16 protein-coding genes are annotated in these 18,569 nt (G+C 41.8%); 6 read left to right on the forward strand and 10 right to left on the reverse strand.

From position 1 onward, the window contains the following. Positions 1 to 13 precede the first annotated feature (13 nt). From gyrB to dnaA, 4 genes are all read right to left on the reverse strand, one after another. Entirely contained in the window at positions 14 to 2,482 is a 2,469-nt protein-coding gene (gene gyrB / locus AWW72_RS08430) for a DNA topoisomerase (ATP-hydrolyzing) subunit B (protein WP_047432959.1), read from the reverse strand. Between the two features lie 49 nt (positions 2,483 to 2,531). Then, on the reverse strand, positions 2,532 to 3,614 hold the full coding sequence (recF, locus tag AWW72_RS08435) for a DNA replication/repair protein RecF (protein ID WP_062847048.1): 1,083 nt from the start codon (positions 3,612 to 3,614) through the stop codon (positions 2,532 to 2,534). 28 nt (positions 3,615 to 3,642) lie between these two features. Beyond that, positions 3,643 to 4,791: a DNA polymerase III subunit beta gene (gene dnaN / locus AWW72_RS08440; protein ID WP_004776497.1), complete on the reverse strand. Its 1,149-nt coding sequence runs from the start codon at positions 4,789 to 4,791 to the stop codon at positions 3,643 to 3,645. 112 nt (positions 4,792 to 4,903) lie between these two features. Next, a complete protein-coding gene (gene dnaA, locus AWW72_RS08445; protein WP_004776496.1) occupies positions 4,904 to 6,307 on the reverse strand; it encodes a chromosomal replication initiator protein DnaA in 1,404 nt (467 codons plus the stop codon). 667 nt (positions 6,308 to 6,974) lie between these two features. Here dnaA and rpmH point away from each other — a divergent pair. The 5 genes from rpmH (at position 6,975) to mnmE (ending at position 11,095) form a co-directional block, all read left to right on the forward strand. After that, complete coding sequence (gene rpmH, locus AWW72_RS08450; protein WP_000831329.1) at positions 6,975 to 7,109, forward strand: 50S ribosomal protein L34; 135 nt, start codon at positions 6,975 to 6,977, stop codon at positions 7,107 to 7,109. 27 nt (positions 7,110 to 7,136) lie between these two features. Beyond that, positions 7,137 to 7,532 (forward strand): ribonuclease P protein component, encoded by a 396-nt coding sequence (rnpA, locus tag AWW72_RS08455; RefSeq protein WP_005260345.1) that lies wholly within the window; start codon positions 7,137 to 7,139, stop codon positions 7,530 to 7,532. A gap of 9 nt (positions 7,533 to 7,541) precedes the next feature. Beyond that, positions 7,542 to 7,862: a membrane protein insertion efficiency factor YidD gene (gene yidD / locus AWW72_RS08460; protein WP_004660550.1), complete on the forward strand. Its 321-nt coding sequence runs from the start codon at positions 7,542 to 7,544 to the stop codon at positions 7,860 to 7,862. A 5-nt stretch (positions 7,863 to 7,867) separates the two neighbouring features. Next, the gene (yidC, locus tag AWW72_RS08465) at positions 7,868 to 9,625 is read left to right on the forward strand and encodes a membrane protein insertase YidC (protein ID WP_004776493.1); all 1,758 of its coding nucleotides are present in this window, start codon (positions 7,868 to 7,870) and stop codon (positions 9,623 to 9,625) included. A gap of 114 nt (positions 9,626 to 9,739) precedes the next feature. Beyond that, positions 9,740 to 11,095 carry a tRNA uridine-5-carboxymethylaminomethyl(34) synthesis GTPase MnmE gene (mnmE, locus tag AWW72_RS08470; RefSeq protein WP_062847049.1) on the forward strand — a complete coding sequence of 452 codons (1,356 nt, stop codon included), beginning with the start codon at positions 9,740 to 9,742 and terminating at the stop codon, positions 11,093 to 11,095. 54 nt (positions 11,096 to 11,149) lie between these two features. Here the strand turns inward: mnmE and AWW72_RS08475 are convergent, their stop codons facing one another. After that, the gene (locus AWW72_RS08475) at positions 11,150 to 12,340 is read right to left on the reverse strand and encodes a PilT/PilU family type 4a pilus ATPase (RefSeq protein WP_062847050.1); all 1,191 of its coding nucleotides are present in this window, start codon (positions 12,338 to 12,340) and stop codon (positions 11,150 to 11,152) included. Positions 12,341 to 12,770: 430 nt separating this feature from the next. On the opposite strand from AWW72_RS08475, the gene AWW72_RS08480 reads away from it, so the two are divergent. Next, entirely contained in the window at positions 12,771 to 13,469 is a 699-nt protein-coding gene (locus tag AWW72_RS08480) for a DsbC family protein (protein ID WP_062847051.1), read from the forward strand. Positions 13,470 to 13,525: 56 nt separating this feature from the next. Here the strand turns inward: AWW72_RS08480 and AWW72_RS08485 are convergent, their stop codons facing one another. From AWW72_RS08485 to AWW72_RS08505, 5 genes are all read right to left on the reverse strand, one after another. Then, the gene (locus tag AWW72_RS08485; protein ID WP_004776487.1) at positions 13,526 to 13,777 is read right to left on the reverse strand and encodes a GlsB/YeaQ/YmgE family stress response membrane protein; all 252 of its coding nucleotides are present in this window, start codon (positions 13,775 to 13,777) and stop codon (positions 13,526 to 13,528) included. A gap of 251 nt (positions 13,778 to 14,028) precedes the next feature. Next, positions 14,029 to 14,556 (reverse strand): hypoxanthine phosphoribosyltransferase, encoded by a 528-nt coding sequence (hpt, locus tag AWW72_RS08490; protein WP_062847052.1) that lies wholly within the window; start codon positions 14,554 to 14,556, stop codon positions 14,029 to 14,031. A gap of 225 nt (positions 14,557 to 14,781) precedes the next feature. Then, on the reverse strand, positions 14,782 to 16,098 hold the full coding sequence (guaD, locus tag AWW72_RS08495; RefSeq protein WP_062847053.1) for a guanine deaminase: 1,317 nt from the start codon (positions 16,096 to 16,098) through the stop codon (positions 14,782 to 14,784). A gap of 281 nt (positions 16,099 to 16,379) precedes the next feature. Then, a complete protein-coding gene (locus AWW72_RS08500; protein WP_062847054.1) occupies positions 16,380 to 17,336 on the reverse strand; it encodes a TerC family protein in 957 nt (318 codons plus the stop codon). Positions 17,337 to 17,633: 297 nt separating this feature from the next. Then, entirely contained in the window at positions 17,634 to 18,548 is a 915-nt protein-coding gene (locus AWW72_RS08505) for a LysR family transcriptional regulator (protein ID WP_062847055.1), read from the reverse strand. Positions 18,549 to 18,569: the final 21 nt, after the last annotated feature.

The raw sequence follows: 18,569 nt of genomic DNA on the forward strand, positions 1-18,569 counted from the left end.
ATGCCTAGATTAATTAAGCATCAATATCTGCATTTAATGCATTTTCTTCAATGAAGGCACGACGTGGTTCGACATCATCGCCCATCAAGCATGAGAACATACGATCTGCTTCGATCGCATCATCAATGGTCACCTGTAACATATTACGGTTTTCAGGGTCCATCGTGGTTTCCCAAAGCTGTTCAGCGTTCATCTCACCCAGACCTTTATAGCGTTGGATCATCATACCGCGGCGCGAGTCTTGTAAAATGTGCTGCCACACTTGGTGGAAGCTGTTAACCTGAATACGGCGATCACCTTTTTGCAGATAAGCGCCATCTTCAAGCAAGCTGAACCAGCTCTTCGAGTTTTTCAGCAAACGTGCATATTCAGCAGAATTTAACAGACCAGCATCGAGTAAATACGAATGCGGTAAGTTATGCACATAGACCGTTACACGTGGCCAATAATGCGCTGATTTCTCACCTTGCGCATTTTCACGCTCAAACGCTTCCAAGCTAATTTCAGGACGCAAGCTCGGTTGTAACTTTTCAATTGCAACACGTAATTGCTCAGCCCATGATTCAACATAGTCGCGTTCATGGTTGTGATCTGCTTTGAATGCATCCAGCTCAAGTAAGCCATCCAGTAAACTTGCTGGATAACGTTGCGTTAAGCGCTGTAAACTCTTTTGCGATACCTGATAATCGGCAATCACACTTGCCAATGCTGAACCATTAATCGCAGGCGCTTCAGGGCTCACATGTAATGCAAGTTCATCAATCGCGTTTGAGATCAGGTAGGTTTCAAGTGCATCATTATCTTTGATGTACTGCTCTTGCTTGCCTTTCTTCAACTTATACAATGGTGGCTGTGCAATATAAATATATCCACGCTCAACCAATTCTGGCATTTGACGGAAGAAGAAGGTCAATAACAAAGTACGAATATGTGAACCATCCACGTCCGCATCGGTCATGATAATGATTTTGTGATAACGTAATTTGTCTGGGTTATATTCTTCACGTCCGATACCACAGCCCAAAGCGGTAATTAAAGTTCCTACTTCCTGACTGGAAATCATCTTGTCAAAGCGCGCACGTTCAACGTTCAGAATCTTACCTTTCAACGGTAAAATAGCCTGCATCTTACGGTTACGACCTTGTTTCGCACTACCGCCCGCAGAGTCACCCTCGACCAGATAAAGTTCAGACAATGCTGGATCTTTTTCCTGACAGTCTGCCAATTTACCTGGTAAACCAGCGATGTCTAAAGCGCTCTTACGACGTGTCATTTCACGTGCTTTACGAGCAGCATCACGCGCACGTGCTGCATCAATAATCTTGCCAGCGATCGATTTCGCCGCTTGCGGGTTTTCAAGCAAATAAGCTGAGAACTCTTTGTTCATCGCCTGCTCGACCGCAGGTTTCACTTCACTCGACACCAGTTTTTCTTTGGTTTGTGAAGAGAATTTTGGATCTGGTACTTTCACTGAAATGATGGCAGTTAAGCCTTCACGCGCATCATCACCAGTCACGGCAACTTTTTCTTTTTTCAGTAAACTTTCATTTTCCATGTAGCTGTTTAAGCCACGGGTCAATGCCGCACGGAAACCTGCAAGGTGAGTACCACCATCTTTTTGCGGAATATTGTTGGTAAAGCAACGAACATTCTCTTGATAGCTGTCATTCCACTGCAATGCCACTTCAACGCCAATGCCGTTGTCTGCATCTGTGGTGAAGTGGAAGATATCATTGAGATGGGTTTTACCTTCGTTAATATATTTAACGAACTCGGATAAACCACCTTCATAATCGTAAACGTGCTCAAGATTAACGCGCTCATCACGCAATACGATACGTACACCCGCATTCAGGAATGAAAGTTCTCTTAAACGACGTGCCAAGATATCAACACTGAAAATGGTTTGGCTAAAGGTTAATTCACTTGGCCAGAAACGAACCGTTGTACCTGATTGGTCAGTTTCGCCCACAACTTTCAATGGATATTGAGGATCACCATGTGCATATTCCTGCTCATGGATTTTACCTGCACGTTGAATGGTCAAATGCAATTTTTTAGAAAGCGCATTTACAACCGAAACACCTACACCGTGTAAACCGCCCGATACTTTATAGCTGTTGTCATCGAACTTACCGCCCGCGTGCAGAATGGTCAGAATAACTTCTGCCGCAGACACCCCTTCTTCAGGGTGAATATCGGTTGGAATACCACGACCATTATCAGACACACTGACTGACTCATCTTCATGAATCGTCACTAAGATCTCGTCACAATGACCCGCTAAAGCTTCATCGATGGCATTATCCACCACCTCAAACACCATGTGGTGCAAACCTGTACCGTCATCGGTGTCACCGATATACATGCCAGGACGTTTACGAACCGCGTCTAATCCACGTAATACTTTAATACTAGAGGAATCATAAGCCTTTTCATTTGTTTGTTCTGTTTGAGAGACTGATTGAGACTCTGAACTCATGGTTACTCCCTAGTAAATATCTAATCTATCCAAAGATGAGGAAATAAAATTATGGCGCAACAAGACTGACTTGGCCTTGGACAACGTGAAACAATTGAAAGGAAATCGACAAATCATGTAAGTGTTTTAATACCGACGTATGGTCTAAGGTCGTCATAAAAACCTGACTTCCTAACTGACTCAATCGCTCAATTAAACGTTGTTGTGCAGCTAAATCTAACTCTGCTGTCAGATCATCTAATAATACCACAGTTTCCTTGTTACTCGCATGCAGCATTGCAATTTGTGACAGTTTTAATGCCATGATTAACAACTTTTTTTGCCCACGCGATAACACGTCATCTGCATTGCCATACGGGGTTTTCAAGCGCAAATCTGCACGATGTGGACCATACTCGGTATAACGCCGTTCTTGGTCTCTTTGGTGCTGTTGAATCAGGTCTTGCAACAGACCTTGTTCAGTATGAAAACCAGCATGATATTCCAGTTCAATTTCAAGATTTGGCAAAAGTTGCTGCAAATCTTCCTGAAAAAACTGGTTCCATTGCTCCACGATACCGACCCGTTGTGAGTGCAAAATTTCGCCATAATCACTCAGCATTTTGTTCCACGGCTCTAAATCCGCCAGACTCAGGTTACGCCGTGTCTTTAACAAGCTATTACGCTGTTTTAATGCACGAGAATAGTACTGCCAAGCAAAATAGAACTCAGGTTCCACGTGGAACATCAACCAGTCCAGCAATTGCCGTCTTGGTTTGGCGCCATGATCAATAATATCGGTACTTTGCGGATCAATATGCTGTAAGGGCAAAAGTTTTGCCAGTTGCCCTTGAGTGGCAATGGTATCGCCATTGACCTTGATCAGTTGCTCACCCGAAGCCAGCTTTTGCATACCAATCCGTTCACTCGCCGACTGTGCGAATACAATCGCATCATCCGCCTCGTACTGAATGTAATGTTTTGGAATATGGGTGCGAAATGAGCGACCAGTGGCCAATAAATGAATGGATTCCAGAATCGATGTTTTTCCAGAACCATTAGACCCGTAAAAAATATTAAACGGTTGCAACTCATTGAGTGCAACCGCCTTTAGATTACGTACACGTTCGATATTTAAACGCGTGATTTGCATGCTTAAAAACTCAAATCATCAATGCCAATTACACACGCATCGGCATAACAACGTAAGTCTGGTCTGGATGCGCTGGATCTTGAACAAGTACCGACTGGTTTGCTTCAGTCATGCTCATTCTCACATCATCACCATCCAGCACACTCAATACATCAAGGATATATTGCGCATTGAATGACATTTCTAGTGGGGCATCCTGATATTGGATTGCAATATCTTCAACCGCTTCATCTTGCTCTGGGTTATTAGCACGGAGTTGCAACGAATCCTGATTAAAATTCAGGAACACGCCACGTAATTTCTCATTACTTAAAATCGCAACACGTTGTAAAGACTGTTTAAATACATCATGCGCAATAAAGACATGCTTATCACCACCTTTCGGGATAACACGGCGATAATCAGGGAATTTACCATCAATCAATTTGGTGGTGAAACGAACGGTAATATCACCCTGCTCTTTATCACGGCTTGGCGTATTAATCGTGACATTCAACAATTCACGACCAATTAACAAGGTAAGTTGCTCATCTTCAATGCTCAACAAACGCTGCAATTCACCCACTGCTTTACGAGGCACAATTGCCTGAATCGGTGCAGAAGCAGTTGATGACGCCAATACTTCACATAATGCTAAACGGTGACCGTCTGTTGTTACGGTACGTAATTGATTTTGATCAATTTCCAGCAATGTACCTGTCAAATAGAAACGTACATCCTGTACCGCCATTGCAAAGGCAGTTTTTTCAAATAAACGTTTTAATTCGCGCTGAGTCACCTGAACTTGTGTGCCTTGGCTATTTTCAGTAGTGAGTAAAGGGTAATCATCCGCTGGAAGCGTACCCAACACAAAGCGGCTGTTACCCGATTTTAAAATACAACGCTGATCTTCTGTAATTTGTAAGTCAATCAAGGCTGCTGTAGGAAGAGATTTACAAATTTCGACTAATTTACGTGCAGGAACGGTGGTCTCCCCCGCTTCCAGACAAGCACCTTCAGCTAACGTTGTGCTTGCAACCAGTTCAACTTCTAAATCAGAACCCGTAATAGTTAAGGCCTGTTGAGTGGTTTGAATTTTAACATTTGAAAGAATATTCAAAGTATGACGACGCTCTACAGCCCCGACTACATGTGATAAAACATTGAGTAAACTTTCTTTAGCGATTTTCAAACGCACGATTTTATTCCTCTTACAACAGAAGCCGATATGAATGTTAGCAGTGTACTATGCTGCACTTAAAAGCAGTTTGCAACCATGAAAATTGAGTCAGCCGAGATTATGCTCAGGCCTAACTTTGTAATAAACGAAGTAAGTTTTTATAATCTTCATTAAAAATCGGATCTTCTTCACGCAAGCTGACCACTTTTTCGCAGGCATGCATCACGGTACTGTGATCTCGCCCACCAAAGGCCATTCCGATTTCGGGAAAACTATCTCCCGTTAATTCACGCGCCAATCCCATCGCCAATTGACGTGGTCTTGCATAAATACGGGTACGTTTTGGCCCAATCAGTTCTTTTAACGGAATTCGGAAGTATTCACTCACCACACGCTGGATGTTTTCCACGCTAATGGTACGGGCACGGATCGCCAGAACGTCTTTTAATGACTCTCTCACCACATCCAGATCGATGGCGGTACCTTTAAATCGTGAAATTGCCACAACTTTGTTCAATGCACCTTCAAGTTCACGAACGTTTGCGACCACTTGTTGCGCAATAAACAAAGCACAGTTGCGAGGTAAATCTACACCACTATTTTCAGCTTTTTTCAGCAAAATTTCGATACGGGTTTCAATATCAGGCGGCTCAACACCAACTGAAAGTCCCCAAGAGAATCGAGAAACCAGACGTGGATCTAGTTCGGTGAGTTCTTTTGGATAACGGTCTGACGTTAAAATAATTTGCTTAGATTCATCTAGTAAAGCATTGAAAGTATAAAAGAATTCAACAAGACTTGCTTCTTTACCAGCAAGTAAATGAATATCATCGACCAAGAGTAAATCTAAAGAACGACAATTTTTCTTAAACTCTTCAACCTTACCTTTCTGTAATGAACTGACAAAGTCTTGTACAAAACTTTCCGAGGTCATATACATCACACGTGCATTGGGTTTGGCTTGTAACAGCGCATTCCCTACCGCTTGCATCAAATGTGTTTTACCCAAACCTGTTGGGCCATACAAAAATAAAGGATTGTGCTGAGATGCACCTAATTGGGTTAATACCTTACGACAAGTCTCAGCAGCCATCTGGTTAGAACGGCCTTCAACAAACAAAGAGAATGTAAATAACGGATTGAGTTGTCTTTTCTTCGGTATTTTAGTGACATTTTGACTGGGTTGAACCAAATCAGATTCTTTTTTGGCTTTAACAGGCACGGCGGTAACGGTCGGTGCACTACTTAAAGCTGCAGTTGTGGTTGCTGGTTGTTCGTTAGAAGACAAAATCGTACCTGGACGAGAGTCGACCAAAATCTCAACCTGACGTACGCGACCTTCAGACAGTTGTTCAGCAAGAATTGAAATCAATTCTAAATGGTTATCTTGAATATAACGTGTCCAATAAGGGTTCGGTGCGTATAAACGCATCACACCATCAACCTCTTCGGCAACTAAAGGACGAATCCACATCGCAAAGACGTTATCAGATAGCTCTTGTCGCAAGCGAGTTAAGCAGTCTGTCCAGAGCATGTGCATCCCCTATATATCCATTTTTAAATTCAAAAAATAAAAATCACCAGCCCCATCTTTCGAAGGGGTCGCCATTCTAACCAAGTTATCCACATCTGTCAGGCCAATTTATGGGACTTTTGCTGAAAAAGAAAGCAGTCGTTTATAAATTTAAATTCAAAACCACTTGTGTATAACTTTTTGCACAAGCTGTGGATAATTTTAACCCTTAAGTTATCCACAATCTATAAAATTGATAAAAACATGGTTATCCACAAAGTAACTATTTGTTTATTTATAGAAAAACGTCACTTTCCACAGAATAAATCCACCCTAATAAGAATAAATTTAAATTTTAAAATTTGAATTTACTTATAGAGTTCGACCAAATTGTGGATAAACGAGCATATCGAAATTTAAATTCAAAATCCAAGAATTAAATTTAAATTAGAACCTGAATTGTTGATAACTGTGGTATTAAGCTGTGAATATAGCTGAATGTTGATATAATATAAAGAGATAGCTTGTGTATATTTTTTGTTTTCAATAAAAGTACTTCTCTACGCGTAGGCGTATTGCTTCAAAACAGAACAAACAAAATGTAAAGTTTTTGATTTTTCATTGACAGCGTAAACATTGCACAATAAAATCGCGGACCTTTATAGAAAGATCATTTTGGAGTTTCGAAATGAAACGTACTTTCCAACCATCTGAATTAAAGCGTAAACGCGTTCATGGTTTCCGCGCTCGTATGGCTACTAAAGCAGGTCGTCAAGTTTTAGCTCGTCGTCGTGCAAAAGGTCGTCATAGCTTAACTGTTTAATACTGTTAAGCTGACCAGACTTGGGTGATGACACTTTACAGTTTCAGTACTGAATCTCGTATTCGTTGTGCTGCTGATTATAAAAGTGTATTTGATGGTGCGCTTTTTAAAGTGCATCAGCCCCATTTCCTTTTTTTAGCAAAATTAACCGAACAGCCTAACAGCCGTTTGGGTATTGTCGTTGCTAAAAAAAAGGTACGTCGTGCTCATGAACGAAATCGAATAAAACGTCTTGCTCGGGAGAGCTTCCGTTTACATCAAGCGCAATTTAATGCTGATATCGATATTGTGGTGATGCCTAAAATAGGTATAGAAGCAATCTCAAATGAAGAATTACATCAACAATTAGATTTTGCTTGGCAAAAATTACAACGCTTAGCAAAGAAGCATTCCAAAGTCGTTGTGACATCCCTCCAAAATTAGAGATCTCCAATGGTACGTTTACTTCATTGGTTGATAAGATGTTACCAAATTGCAATTAGTCCATTATTGGGTCCTCGTTGTCGCTATATTCCCACTTGCTCGCAATATGCAATTGAAGCTTTACAAACGCATGGGGCGGTCAAAGGTGTATGGCTATCGACTAAGCGAATTTGCCGTTGTCATCCTTGGGGTGGTTCAGGCTATGATCCAGTCCCCCGCAAAGCACTTCGTTTTATTTCGTTTCATCAAATAGATTCTCAAATGCATCACGTTGCTGTACCCTTTCGTGATCGTTTATTCAAGCAAAATCTCTCTAATCATTTGGGATAATAGATATGCAACAATGGGCCAGATTTGCAATTCTTGGAGCCATGTTTGTTACCGCATATTTGCTTATTTTGGCTTGGCAAAAAGACTATGGTCATGCTGCACCAGCACCGCAACAACAAGCGGCGGTTGTCACTGCACATGATGTATCTGCAGATTTGCCAAATGCTCAAAATGCAACAGCGGCTTCAGACTTGCCACAAGCAAATGTGACTGCATCACAAACCACAGAAACACCATCTGTGAGTCAGCAACTGATTTCAGTACAAACTGATCTTTATCATCTTTGGATCAATCCTAAAGGTGGTGATATTGTTCGTATTGAATTGTTAAGCCATGATGAAAGCAAAGACAGCGATAAGCCGTTTGTCATGCTGGAAAGTGATGCGAAACGTACTTACGTCGCTCAATCTGGTTTAATTGGTTTAAATGGACCAGATAGCAGCCGTAGCGGACGCCCGATGTATGATGTTGAAAAAACAGCATATACGTTGGCAGATGCGAAGAGCGTTGCAGCAAAAGATGGTAAGACACATCAAGTGTTGACTGTGCCATTGGTATTTAAAACACCTGAAGGTGTGGAAGTGATCAAGTCGTTCACCTTCACGCAAGGTGATTACCCAATTACAGTGAAACATCAGGTTGTTAACCGTAGTCAGCAAAACTGGCAAGGCCAAATGTTTGGTCAGTTAAAGCGTGACAATTCTGATGATCCAGGTAAATCTTCTCAAGGTATCTTTACCCTTGGAACTTATCTGGGTGGCGCATGGGGTACGCCAGACGCGCATTATAACAAGTTGAAATTCAGCAATTTTAATGATGAAAAATTGAATGTTGAAGCCAAAGGCGGCTGGGTTGCCATGGTTCAGCATTATTTCGTCAGTGCCTGGATTCCTGGAAATCTAAAACTTACCCAAGCTGATGGTCAACCATATGTCGCTAAACTGGAATCGCGCCAGTCTGCTGATCATATGAATATCATGGGCTTCACCTCTCCAGTGATCAATGTACCTGCTGGTACGTCAATGGAAGTGGATGCACAACTTTATTCTGGTCCAAAAATTCAGTCCGAACTCAAAGATTTAGCTGCTGGTTTAAATCAAACTGTAGATTACGGTTGGTTATGGCCAATTGCAAAATTATTGTTCTTGGGCTTACAGTTCTTCCATAACATCATTGGAAACTGGGGTTGGTCAATTATCTTATTGACGATCTTGGTAAAATTGATTTTATGGCCACTTTCTTCAAAAAGTTATCGCTCAATGGCGAAAATGCGTGTGATTGCACCAGAAATGCAACGCATGAAAGAAGAATTTGGTGAAGACCGTATGCGTTTCTCTCAAGAAATGATGGCGTTATACAAACGTGAACAAGTCAATCCATTGTCTGGTTGCTTGCCGTTATTGTTACAAATGCCGATTTTCTTGGCCTTGTACTGGGTATTGATGGAATCGGTTGAACTTCGTCATGCGCCATGGTTAGGCTGGATTCAAGACTTATCAGCAATGGATCCATGGTTTATCTTGCCGTTGATCATGGGTGTGACCATGTTCGTTCAGCAAATGTTGAATCCACAACCTACTGATCCTATGCAGGCAAAAGTTTTCCGTATCATGCCAATCATGTTTACGGTATTCATGTTGTTCTTCCCTGCTGGTTTGGTGCTTTACTGGATCGTCAACAACAGTATTACCATTTTGCAACAATGGTTTATTAACAAAGGTGTCGAAAAAGACCGTCTCAACAAGGTTGAATCGAGTTCTTAAGTTCGAACTTTTACTGAATAAATCCGCTTAAGATGGTAATCTTAAGCGGATTTTTCTTTGTCTGTATTTAGGGTTCCTGTTTCATAACCCTTGTGTTTTTTAGGTGAATTTAAGATGCAACATCAAACCACAATTGCTGCGATTGCTACCCCATTAGGTCGTGGTGGTGTGGGCGTGATTCGACTTTCTGGCCCTAAAGCTTATGCCATTGCTGAACAGTTGACTCAGAAAAGTCTTCCTGCTGCCCGCATGGCAGGCTTCCGTCAGTTCTATGACGCGGATGGTTCAGTGATGGATGAAGGCATTGTGCTGTGTTTTCCAAATCCTCATTCGTTTACAGGTGAGGATGTGGTGGAATTACAGGGGCATGGTGGTCCAGTCATTCAGAATGCGTTATTAGCCCGTTTACTTGATCTGGGTGCAACGGCTGCCAAGGCGGGTGAGTTTTCCATGCGTGCCTTTGAAAATGGCAAGATGGATCTGGTGCAAGCCGAAGCGATCGCCGATTTGATTGATGCCACCTCACAGGCCGCAGCACGTTCAGCGGTTCGTTCATTACAGGGTGCCTTTTCAACCAAAATTAATACCGTTTTAGAAAAGCTGATTCACTTGCGTTTGCATGTTGAAGCTGCAATTGATTTTCCAGAAGAAGAAATTGATTTCCTTGCTGATGGCAAGATTTTAGCTTTGCTGGATGATGTACAGGATTCGGTTAAGGCCGTACAGCAGTCTGCACGTCAAGGACAGCTGTTACGTGAAGGTTTGCAGGTGGTCATCGCGGGTAAGCCTAATGCGGGAAAATCTAGCCTGTTAAACGCGCTGGCGGGCCATGAACGGGCTATTGTGACCGATATTGCGGGAACGACCCGCGATGTATTGCATGAAAAGATCAGTTTGAATGGCTTGCCGATTACCTTAACCGATACTGCTGGTTTACGTGAAACAGGCGATATCGTTGAGCAGGAAGGGATTCGTCGTGCGATTAAAGAAATTGAACAGGCCGATTTATTACTGCTGGTCTACGATTTAAACCAAGGCGATGAACCGTTACAGCTGGCGCGTGAATATTTTGCTGATCATCTTGAACCGAAACGTTTACTGCTGATTGGCAATAAATGCGATTTAACCGGTCAGGACGCGACTTTAAGTGATTATCAGGGCTTCCGTCATATCAGTGTCTCTGCCAAACAGGATATGGGTGTTCAGGCGCTCATAGATGCGATTACAGCCCATGCAGGCTTCCAGCCTGAGGAAGACACCTTTATTGCCAGAACACGCCATTTAGACGCAATGAAGCGCACTCAGCGCTATCTTGCAGAGGCACGTGAGCAACTTGTTGTGTTTAACGCAGGTGAACTGGTGGCAGAATCATTGCGTCTGGCACAAAATGCATTGGGTGAAATCACAGGTGATTTTAGTGCCGATGATTTGCTCGGCAAGATTTTTGGTTCGTTTTGTATTGGTAAATAATCAATTAAATCAAATATTCATGGCTTGGATTGGTGTGCAATCCAAGCCATTTTTTTATTCCTTCTCTTCAGCAGTTTGCTCTTCCTCAGCTTTTGGTTCTGCTACGACGTTTAATGCAGTCATCATGGCAACCGGTGCACCTTCCTGACGTGTGGATTTGAGTTTGATCTGTAAACGCAATTCATTGACTGAATCGGCGTTACGTAAAGCCTCGTCATAACTGATAGCACCTTCGTTGTAGAGATCGAATAAAGCTTGATCGAAGGTTTGCATCCCCAGCTCTCGCGATTTGCTCATAATCTCTTTGAGTGCGTGGAACTGGCCTTTTAAAATATTATCTGAAATCAATGGTGTATTGAGCAGAATTTCAATCGCCGCCCGGCGACCTTTGCCATCCTGTGTTCGTACCAAACGTTGAGAAATAATGCCTTTCATATTGGATGAAAGATCCATGAGTAACTGGTTACGACGTTCTTCTGGAAAGAAGTTGATAATCCGGTCGAGTGCCTGATTGGCATTGTTGGCATGTAAGGTCCCTAGACAAAGATGTCCTGTTTCCGCAAAAGCAATCGCATGTTCCATGGTCTCCGTATCACGGATTTCCCCAATCAGAATCACATCGGGCGCCTGACGTAAGGTATTTTTCAAGGCATGCTGCCATGAATGACAATCAACACCGACTTCACGATGGGTAATCATGGATTTTTTGTGTTTATGCACGTACTCAACCGGATCTTCAACGGTAATAATATGCCCCGCTGAGTTTTCATTGCGGTGATCAATCATGGCCGCCAAAGAGGTTGATTTGCCTGAGCCTGTACCACCGACAACCAGAACCAGACCACGTTTTTCCATAATCACATGTTTAAGCGATTCAGGCAGCTTTAGCTTCTGAAAGGTTGGAATTTCCGAGGTAATGGTACGAATGACCATGCCAATCTGTAGCTGTTGTTTAAACACATTGACACGAAAACGTGAAACATTGGGAACATTGATTGCAAAATTACATTCCCATTCATTTTCAAACTCTTGGCGCTGTTTTTCATTCATTAAGCTATACGCGAAGAGTTTGGTTTTATCGGCAGTGAGTTCCTGTTGCCCGAGTGGACGCATAAGTCCTTGTAATTTAATACTGGGTGGAAAATCTGCGGTGATAAATAAATCTGAACCGCCGTATTCCACTACTTTGGTCAGCATATGAAACATAAATGTTTTGGCTTCTTCGAGTAATTCTGCGCTATACATCAATCTACCTGAATCTGAATAATAAGATGGTTTGTTGCGATTTGATTTAAAAATTGCAATTAAAATAATGATCTATGTGGTTTTTTAAATATAAGCCAAGACCATTAAGCCTAAAAAACACCCCAAATGTTTGCTCAATAATTTCCACATTTCATCTCTTGCTTAGGAATTATTTCAAACATGGCTCGATTGATCTAGCAGGTTTTTAATTTAATGCTGCTATTTCAATGTGATGTGAAAAAAAATGTCAATTTCTTACTAAAAATGCAGCTCGCGAGCCGTGTAAATCTCGTTTTTCTCATATCAGGCATGTTCCACGTGAAACATCGCGCGTATCGGTTGAATTTTGGTTGTTGCTGAGTAAGCTGAGCTGTTTGCTGCTGCATTAGTCATTACAATAGCCGCTGATTTTTGTATTCGAGTGTTGGACATGTTAAAAAAAATTGGGATTTTCTCATTATTCAGTTGTGTTTCTGCCATGAGCTTTGCCAATGTAGAGACGTTAAAAAGCAATTTGAGTCAACAATATCCCAATATTCAGGTCACCAACATTCAACCGACTGCAATGAATGGTTTATACAGTGCCAGTCTGGATAATCAGATCATTTATCTGGATGAAAGTGCCCAACACATGTTTATCGGGTCAATGGTTCGCTTAAAAGACCAGAAAAATTTGACCAAGGATCTCGTGATTCAGCAAAACACGGTAGACTGGAAACAGTTGCCTTTCAAAGATGCCATTAAAACCGTCAAAGGCAATGGTAAGCGTCAATTGGCAGTATTCTCAGATCCAAACTGTTCTTATTGCAAGAAGTTAGAAGCAGAGATGGATAAGCTGAATGATGTAACGATTTATACCTTCATTTATCCGCTAAAAGCGCAATCGGTTGCTGTATCTAAATCAGTCTGGTGTGACGCCAATCAAGCCTATGCTTGGAAAAACCTGATCCAGAAGAATGTACAGCCACAAGCAAAAACCTGTGCGAATCCGATTGAGCGTAATTTGCAGCTTGGTCGAAAATTAGGTGTAGATGGAACCCCGACCCTGATTTTTGGAAATGGATTTAAAATGGTCGGTGCAAGAAGTGCTGAAGAAATTCAAATGATCTGGAAAGAACTCGATCTATAAATAAAAATGCCCAATCCATTGCGATAAATGAATTGGGCGCTTTAATTGAATACGTTTTAGCTTTTTTTGGTGACCAGATTGTAGATAAATAAAATAATGATGGCACCAACCACAGAGGCAATGAAACCAGCCGCCGAATTTTCACCATATAAGCCGAGTAAGCGACCGCCATAGGTTGCCAATAATGAACCCGCAATACCTAATAAGGTCGTTACGATGAAGCCTGCTTTATCTTCACCAGGATGTAAAGCACGTGCGATTAAACCAGCAAAAAAACCAACGACGATTGCCACAATTAGAGACCACATTGTCTTTCTCCTTGTTTTAAAAGTGATATTTCTTTCTATCCTGCTTGATTTGAGCTGACTTTGTCTGTAGTGGATTACTGAGTTATGTCGTATTTTTGTGCAAGCTTTGGGAGGATTTGATTAAAGTATCAATAAAAAAGCTGCTTTTCGCACTTGAGCCAAGATAAAGCAAATGAATACTTTATCCGAGCGCAAGATAAACATGGATCTATGCTATTCACCTATTCTGAGGTGTGAATAGCAAGATTTGATTAGATACCGATTTCACCAATGAATGGTAAGTGACGATATTTTTGATCAAAGTCGAGGCCATAGCCTACAATAAAGCGGTCTTCGACTTCAAAGCCCAGAAATTTTACATCTAAAGAAATTTCACGGCGTGAAGGCTTGCTCACTAAAGTACATAATTCAATTGAGTTTGGATTACGGGTTTTAAGCATTTCAACCACTTTGCTTAGCGTATTACCTGAGTCGATAATATCTTCGACCACAAGTACATCTTTACCGTGAATTTCGCCATCAAGGTCTTTTAAAATTTTGACATCACGAGAGGAAACGGTTCCACCACCATAACTAGACACGGTCATAAAATCGAGTTCATGTGGTTTGTCGATTGCACGGCATAAATCTGCCATAAAAATGACTGAACCACGTAATAAGCCGATCAGTACCAGTTCTTTATCACTTTGAGCATAGTGTGCATTGATTTTGTCGCCAAGTTCTTTAACTTTGGCTTGAATCTCTTCACTTGAAATCATAATGCGCATTGCAATGGTCATCGGTAGATTCCTAAAAACTTAAAAACGGGAAAATAAAAAAGGTGTTGACCTGCAACACCTCGAAATCTTGAGCTAATTTGGCAATTTTAAAACAAAATCACTTTTCATGCACCTTTTGATGACGAAGAAAGTGTTTCATTTTGAGCAGATGAGCTGTCACGTTTAAGTAGAACAGCACATCCAATCGCGATACATAGCCACCCAAGTCTTTGTTTGTTTAAAAATTTAGTTTTGGCTATAGGCTTTTTGTCCATAGATGTAAGTCGCCTCAATATTTCGGTCATCGCCCATGGTGAATAAAGCAAATAAGCTATCTTCAACCGATTTTGAACGTGACTGACGCAGTTGTTGTAATGCGGTTGGCTGGGTATTCAAGACCACGAAATCCGCTTCTTTACCGATGTTAAAGTTACCGAGTTTCTCATCCAGATCTAGTGCTTTCGCACCACCGAGTGTCGCGTGATACAGTGATTCAAAAGCAGAAAGTTTATCGCCTTGTAACTGTTGAACCTTGTACGCTTCATTCACGGTTTGCAACAGGCTAAATGAAGTCCCTGCCCCAACGTCAGTGCCTAAACCGACTTTTACTTGCTGTTCCCACGTCTTTTTCAACGGGAATAATCCACTGCCCAAGAACAGGTTTGAAGTCGGACAGAAGGCAATCGCAGAGTTGGTTTCATGCATACATTTCCATTCTGCATCTTCCAGATGTACGCAATGCGCAAATACAGAACGTTGACCAGTTAAGCCATAATGATGATAAATATCCAGATAACCGTCCTGCTCAGGGTATAGATCTTTTACCCATGCGATTTCATCTTTGTTTTCACTTAAATGGGTATGCACATAAACATCAGGATATTGCGCTTTGAGCTGCCCTGCTTTTTCCAGTTGTTCTGGTGTAGACGTTGGCGCAAAACGTGGCGTAATCGCGTATAAAGCACGCCCCTGTCCATGCCACTTCTCAATCAGGGCTTTAGAATCATCATAGGCGCTCTCTGCGGTATCACACAGCGCTTCTGGTGCATGACGATCCATCATCACCTTACCTGCGATTAAACGCATCTGGTGCTGTGCTGCGGCTTCAAATAAAGCATCCACAGATTCAGGATGTACCGTACAGAACACCAATGCAGTGGTGGTACCGTTTTTAAGCAATTCATTGACAAAAAACTTGGCTATGTCTTGGGCATAAGCTTTGTCTTTAAACTGAATTTCAGTCGGGAACGTATAGGTATTGAGCCAGCTTAATAATTGTTCGCCGTAGGCACCGACCATTTCGGTTTGTGGGAAATGGATATGTGTATCGATCATGCCCGGGATGATCAATTGTTCTGGATAATGCTGAATTTCAACGTTTGCAGGAAGATGGGCTTGAGCGTCGTTCCACGTGCCAAACCAGCGAATTTTACCTTGTTCAGTGATCATTACGCCGTCTTCGATATAACGGACTTGATCGGCAATTTCAGTGGCTTGAGAAACGGTCTTTTGAATATCTAAGAAGCGACCACGAATCACCGTGGTTGGAGTAGCCAAAGTCATAACAACCTACAATTTTACTTTTTTCGGTTGATTGTACCTGATTTTGCCAAATTTACTGGATTATTCGGCTAATTAACGTGCTTAAAAGGTATATAAATGTGACTTATACACCGCTCTTCCTCATTTTAGAGGGTGGGATCATGGGATAGATGAAGTGTAAAAAAATAAGAGATTGGAACTGTGATTAAACAGGACAATCAATGACTCCCCTTGCCCGCACGATTGATTTATTTCCCTAATAAAAAAAGCCTGCAATGCAGGCCCTTTTTATATTCCATGTGTTATTGCGCTTGACGCTTATTGTGACGTAACGATAGATAAGCGGTAATGCTTAATACCAGAACAATAAAGCCTAACGAGATCCAGATTGGCATATGGAACACATCGAGCAATAACATTTTTGCACCAATGAACAATAAGATGATGCCCAAGCCATACGGTAAATAATGCATTTTCGATGCAGCACCTGCCAATAAGAAGAACATCGCACGTAAACCCAAAATCGCCATCAAGTTTGCAGTTAAAACAATGAACGGATCACTGGTCACGGCGAAAATTGCAGGAATGGAATCCACCGCGAAGATCACGTCAGATGCTTCAACCAAAATCAAAACTAAAAATAAAGGCGTTGCCCATAACACACCATTCTGGCGAACGAAGAAATTGTTGCCTTCAAGCTGTGGCGTGATACGCATATGTTTGCGTAACCATTTTAGTAACTTGATATCTTCAATATTGGTGTCTTCTTCATCCTGACCTTTCAGGAATTTAAAGCCTGTGTAGACCAGGAAGGCACCGAAGATATACAGCACCCAAGAGAACTCTTGCACAAACCACGCACCAATAAAGATAAAAATGGTTCTGAGCACGATTGCGCCGAGTACGCCGTAAAGCAGGATTTTACGTTGATATGCAGATGGAATCGCAAAAGCTGCGAAAATCATCAGCCAGACAAAGACGTTATCAATTGCCAGCGATTTTTCCAGTAGATAACCTGCGAAGTATTCCATGGTTTTCTGGTTTGCAATGGTTGCACCTACGGTTTGCTGTAGATAAAACCATAATCCACCACCAAAAATCACTGCAACACTGACCCAGGCAATACTCCAGTAGGCTGCCTGTCTGATTGGCACGTCCTGATTTTGTTTTTGTTTAAAGCCTAAAAAGTCGACCAGTAGCATCACGGTAACGAGACCGAAGAATGCGACATAGAGCCATAAATTACCGATAGTTTCCATCACAACTCCCTATCTGGCAAATGGACATAAAAAAACCTCGACCAGTTGCCAGATGAATTAATACATCTGTTTCAACATGATCAAGGTCTTGCCTACACCACGATGGATTGTGATGCTCAGAGTCCGACTTTTTGCAAAGTGTAATGACGAAGCTCTGACACCTAAGGCATTCAGCGCTTAGGTCTGGAGGAGGCTACTCCCCTTGTCAACATATTCTGTATGGATATTCATATCCAAATATGCGTATAGAATTACATACTTTTAAATAATGTGCAAATATTCATCAGCAACGATGATCTAAAAAATTTTCAGGATTTCCGTCCGTAAAAATTGATGGCGTGGGTTATGTTTCACGTTTTCATGCCAATACATGCCCATATTGATTTGAGGCAGCTCGATTGGCAAAGGATGGATGTGTAAAGCTTTGGAATAATGCAAATGTTTGAGGATGCTTTGCGGAATGGTCAGAATGGCGTTGGGATAATGATTCAGTATCTGTAACGCCGTTGCATAGTGCTGGCAGCGTAGGAAAATCTGGCGAGATAATTGCTGCCGATTAAGATAAATATCCTCGAGCAGAATCCCAGTACGCCGTGAAGACACCCCAATATGCGGTGAAGACAAATACAACGATAAATCCATATTTTCCTGCTGGGTACACACCACAAAATGGTCTTCAATCAGATTTTCAAACTGTAAGCTGGTCTGATACGGTTGCACCAGATCAATGACAAAATCAATCTGTTGAGCAGAAAGATCCGCCAGCATGTTTTTACGATCCAGTTTGGAGCTCAGGAACTGGATGTCCAGATTCAGTTGCGCAAAATGATGCACCAACTGCGGAAAAATAATCGGCTCAATTTCGTCATGAATGGCGATCTTTAAGCTCTGCAACATGTCAGGCACAAAGTCCTGTTGCGGCACGGCAATACTTTGTATGGTTAATAATGCGGTTTGAATCGGCTGGTAAATTTGCTCAGCATACGGTGTAGGCAGCATTTTTTGACCGCTGCGCACGAATAACTCATCACCAAGCTGGCTACGCAAGCGCTGCAAGGCATGACTCACCGCAGACTGGCTGATACACAGCAATTGTGCCGCTTTAGAAATGCTCTTCTGTTCAAAAATCGCAATAAAAAGCGGATATAAATTAATATCAATACGATGAAAATGTCCCACTTCCAGCGGGTTACTATTATGAATCTGATTCATAGTTTTGAATAAAATAAAATC

The organism is Acinetobacter sp. NRRL B-65365 (genome assembly GCF_001605865.1).
GTDB lineage: Bacteria > Pseudomonadota > Gammaproteobacteria > Pseudomonadales > Moraxellaceae > Acinetobacter > Acinetobacter vivianii.

What these genes read in the sequence shown, in the direction of transcription:
- gyrB (WP_047432959.1), bottom strand. Translation starts at nt 2,482, where the DNA reads ATGAGTTCAGAGTCTCAATCAGTCTCTCAAACAGAACAAACAAATGAA.
- recF (WP_062847048.1), bottom strand. Translation starts at nt 3,614, where the DNA reads ATGCAAATCACGCGTTTAAATATCGAACGTGTACGTAATCTAAAGGCG.
- dnaA (WP_004776496.1), bottom strand. Translation starts at nt 6,307, where the DNA reads ATGCTCTGGACAGACTGCTTAACTCGCTTGCGACAAGAGCTATCTGAT.
- rpmH (WP_000831329.1), top strand. Translation starts at nt 6,975, where the DNA reads ATGAAACGTACTTTCCAACCATCTGAATTAAAGCGTAAACGCGTTCAT.
- rnpA (WP_005260345.1), top strand. Translation starts at nt 7,137, where the DNA reads ATGACACTTTACAGTTTCAGTACTGAATCTCGTATTCGTTGTGCTGCT.
- yidD (WP_004660550.1), top strand. Translation starts at nt 7,542, where the DNA reads ATGGTACGTTTACTTCATTGGTTGATAAGATGTTACCAAATTGCAATT.
- yidC (WP_004776493.1), top strand. Translation starts at nt 7,868, where the DNA reads ATGCAACAATGGGCCAGATTTGCAATTCTTGGAGCCATGTTTGTTACC.
- mnmE (WP_062847049.1), top strand. Translation starts at nt 9,740, where the DNA reads ATGCAACATCAAACCACAATTGCTGCGATTGCTACCCCATTAGGTCGT.
- AWW72_RS08475 (WP_062847050.1), bottom strand. Translation starts at nt 12,340, where the DNA reads ATGTATAGCGCAGAATTACTCGAAGAAGCCAAAACATTTATGTTTCAT.
- AWW72_RS08480 (WP_062847051.1), top strand. Translation starts at nt 12,771, where the DNA reads ATGTTAAAAAAAATTGGGATTTTCTCATTATTCAGTTGTGTTTCTGCC.
- AWW72_RS08485 (WP_004776487.1), bottom strand. Translation starts at nt 13,777, where the DNA reads ATGTGGTCTCTAATTGTGGCAATCGTCGTTGGTTTTTTTGCTGGTTTA.
- hpt (WP_062847052.1), bottom strand. Translation starts at nt 14,556, where the DNA reads ATGACCATTGCAATGCGCATTATGATTTCAAGTGAAGAGATTCAAGCC.
- guaD (WP_062847053.1), bottom strand. Translation starts at nt 16,098, where the DNA reads ATGACTTTGGCTACTCCAACCACGGTGATTCGTGGTCGCTTCTTAGAT.
- AWW72_RS08500 (WP_062847054.1), bottom strand. Translation starts at nt 17,336, where the DNA reads ATGGAAACTATCGGTAATTTATGGCTCTATGTCGCATTCTTCGGTCTC.
- AWW72_RS08505 (WP_062847055.1), bottom strand. Translation starts at nt 18,548, where the DNA reads ATGAATCAGATTCATAATAGTAACCCGCTGGAAGTGGGACATTTTCAT.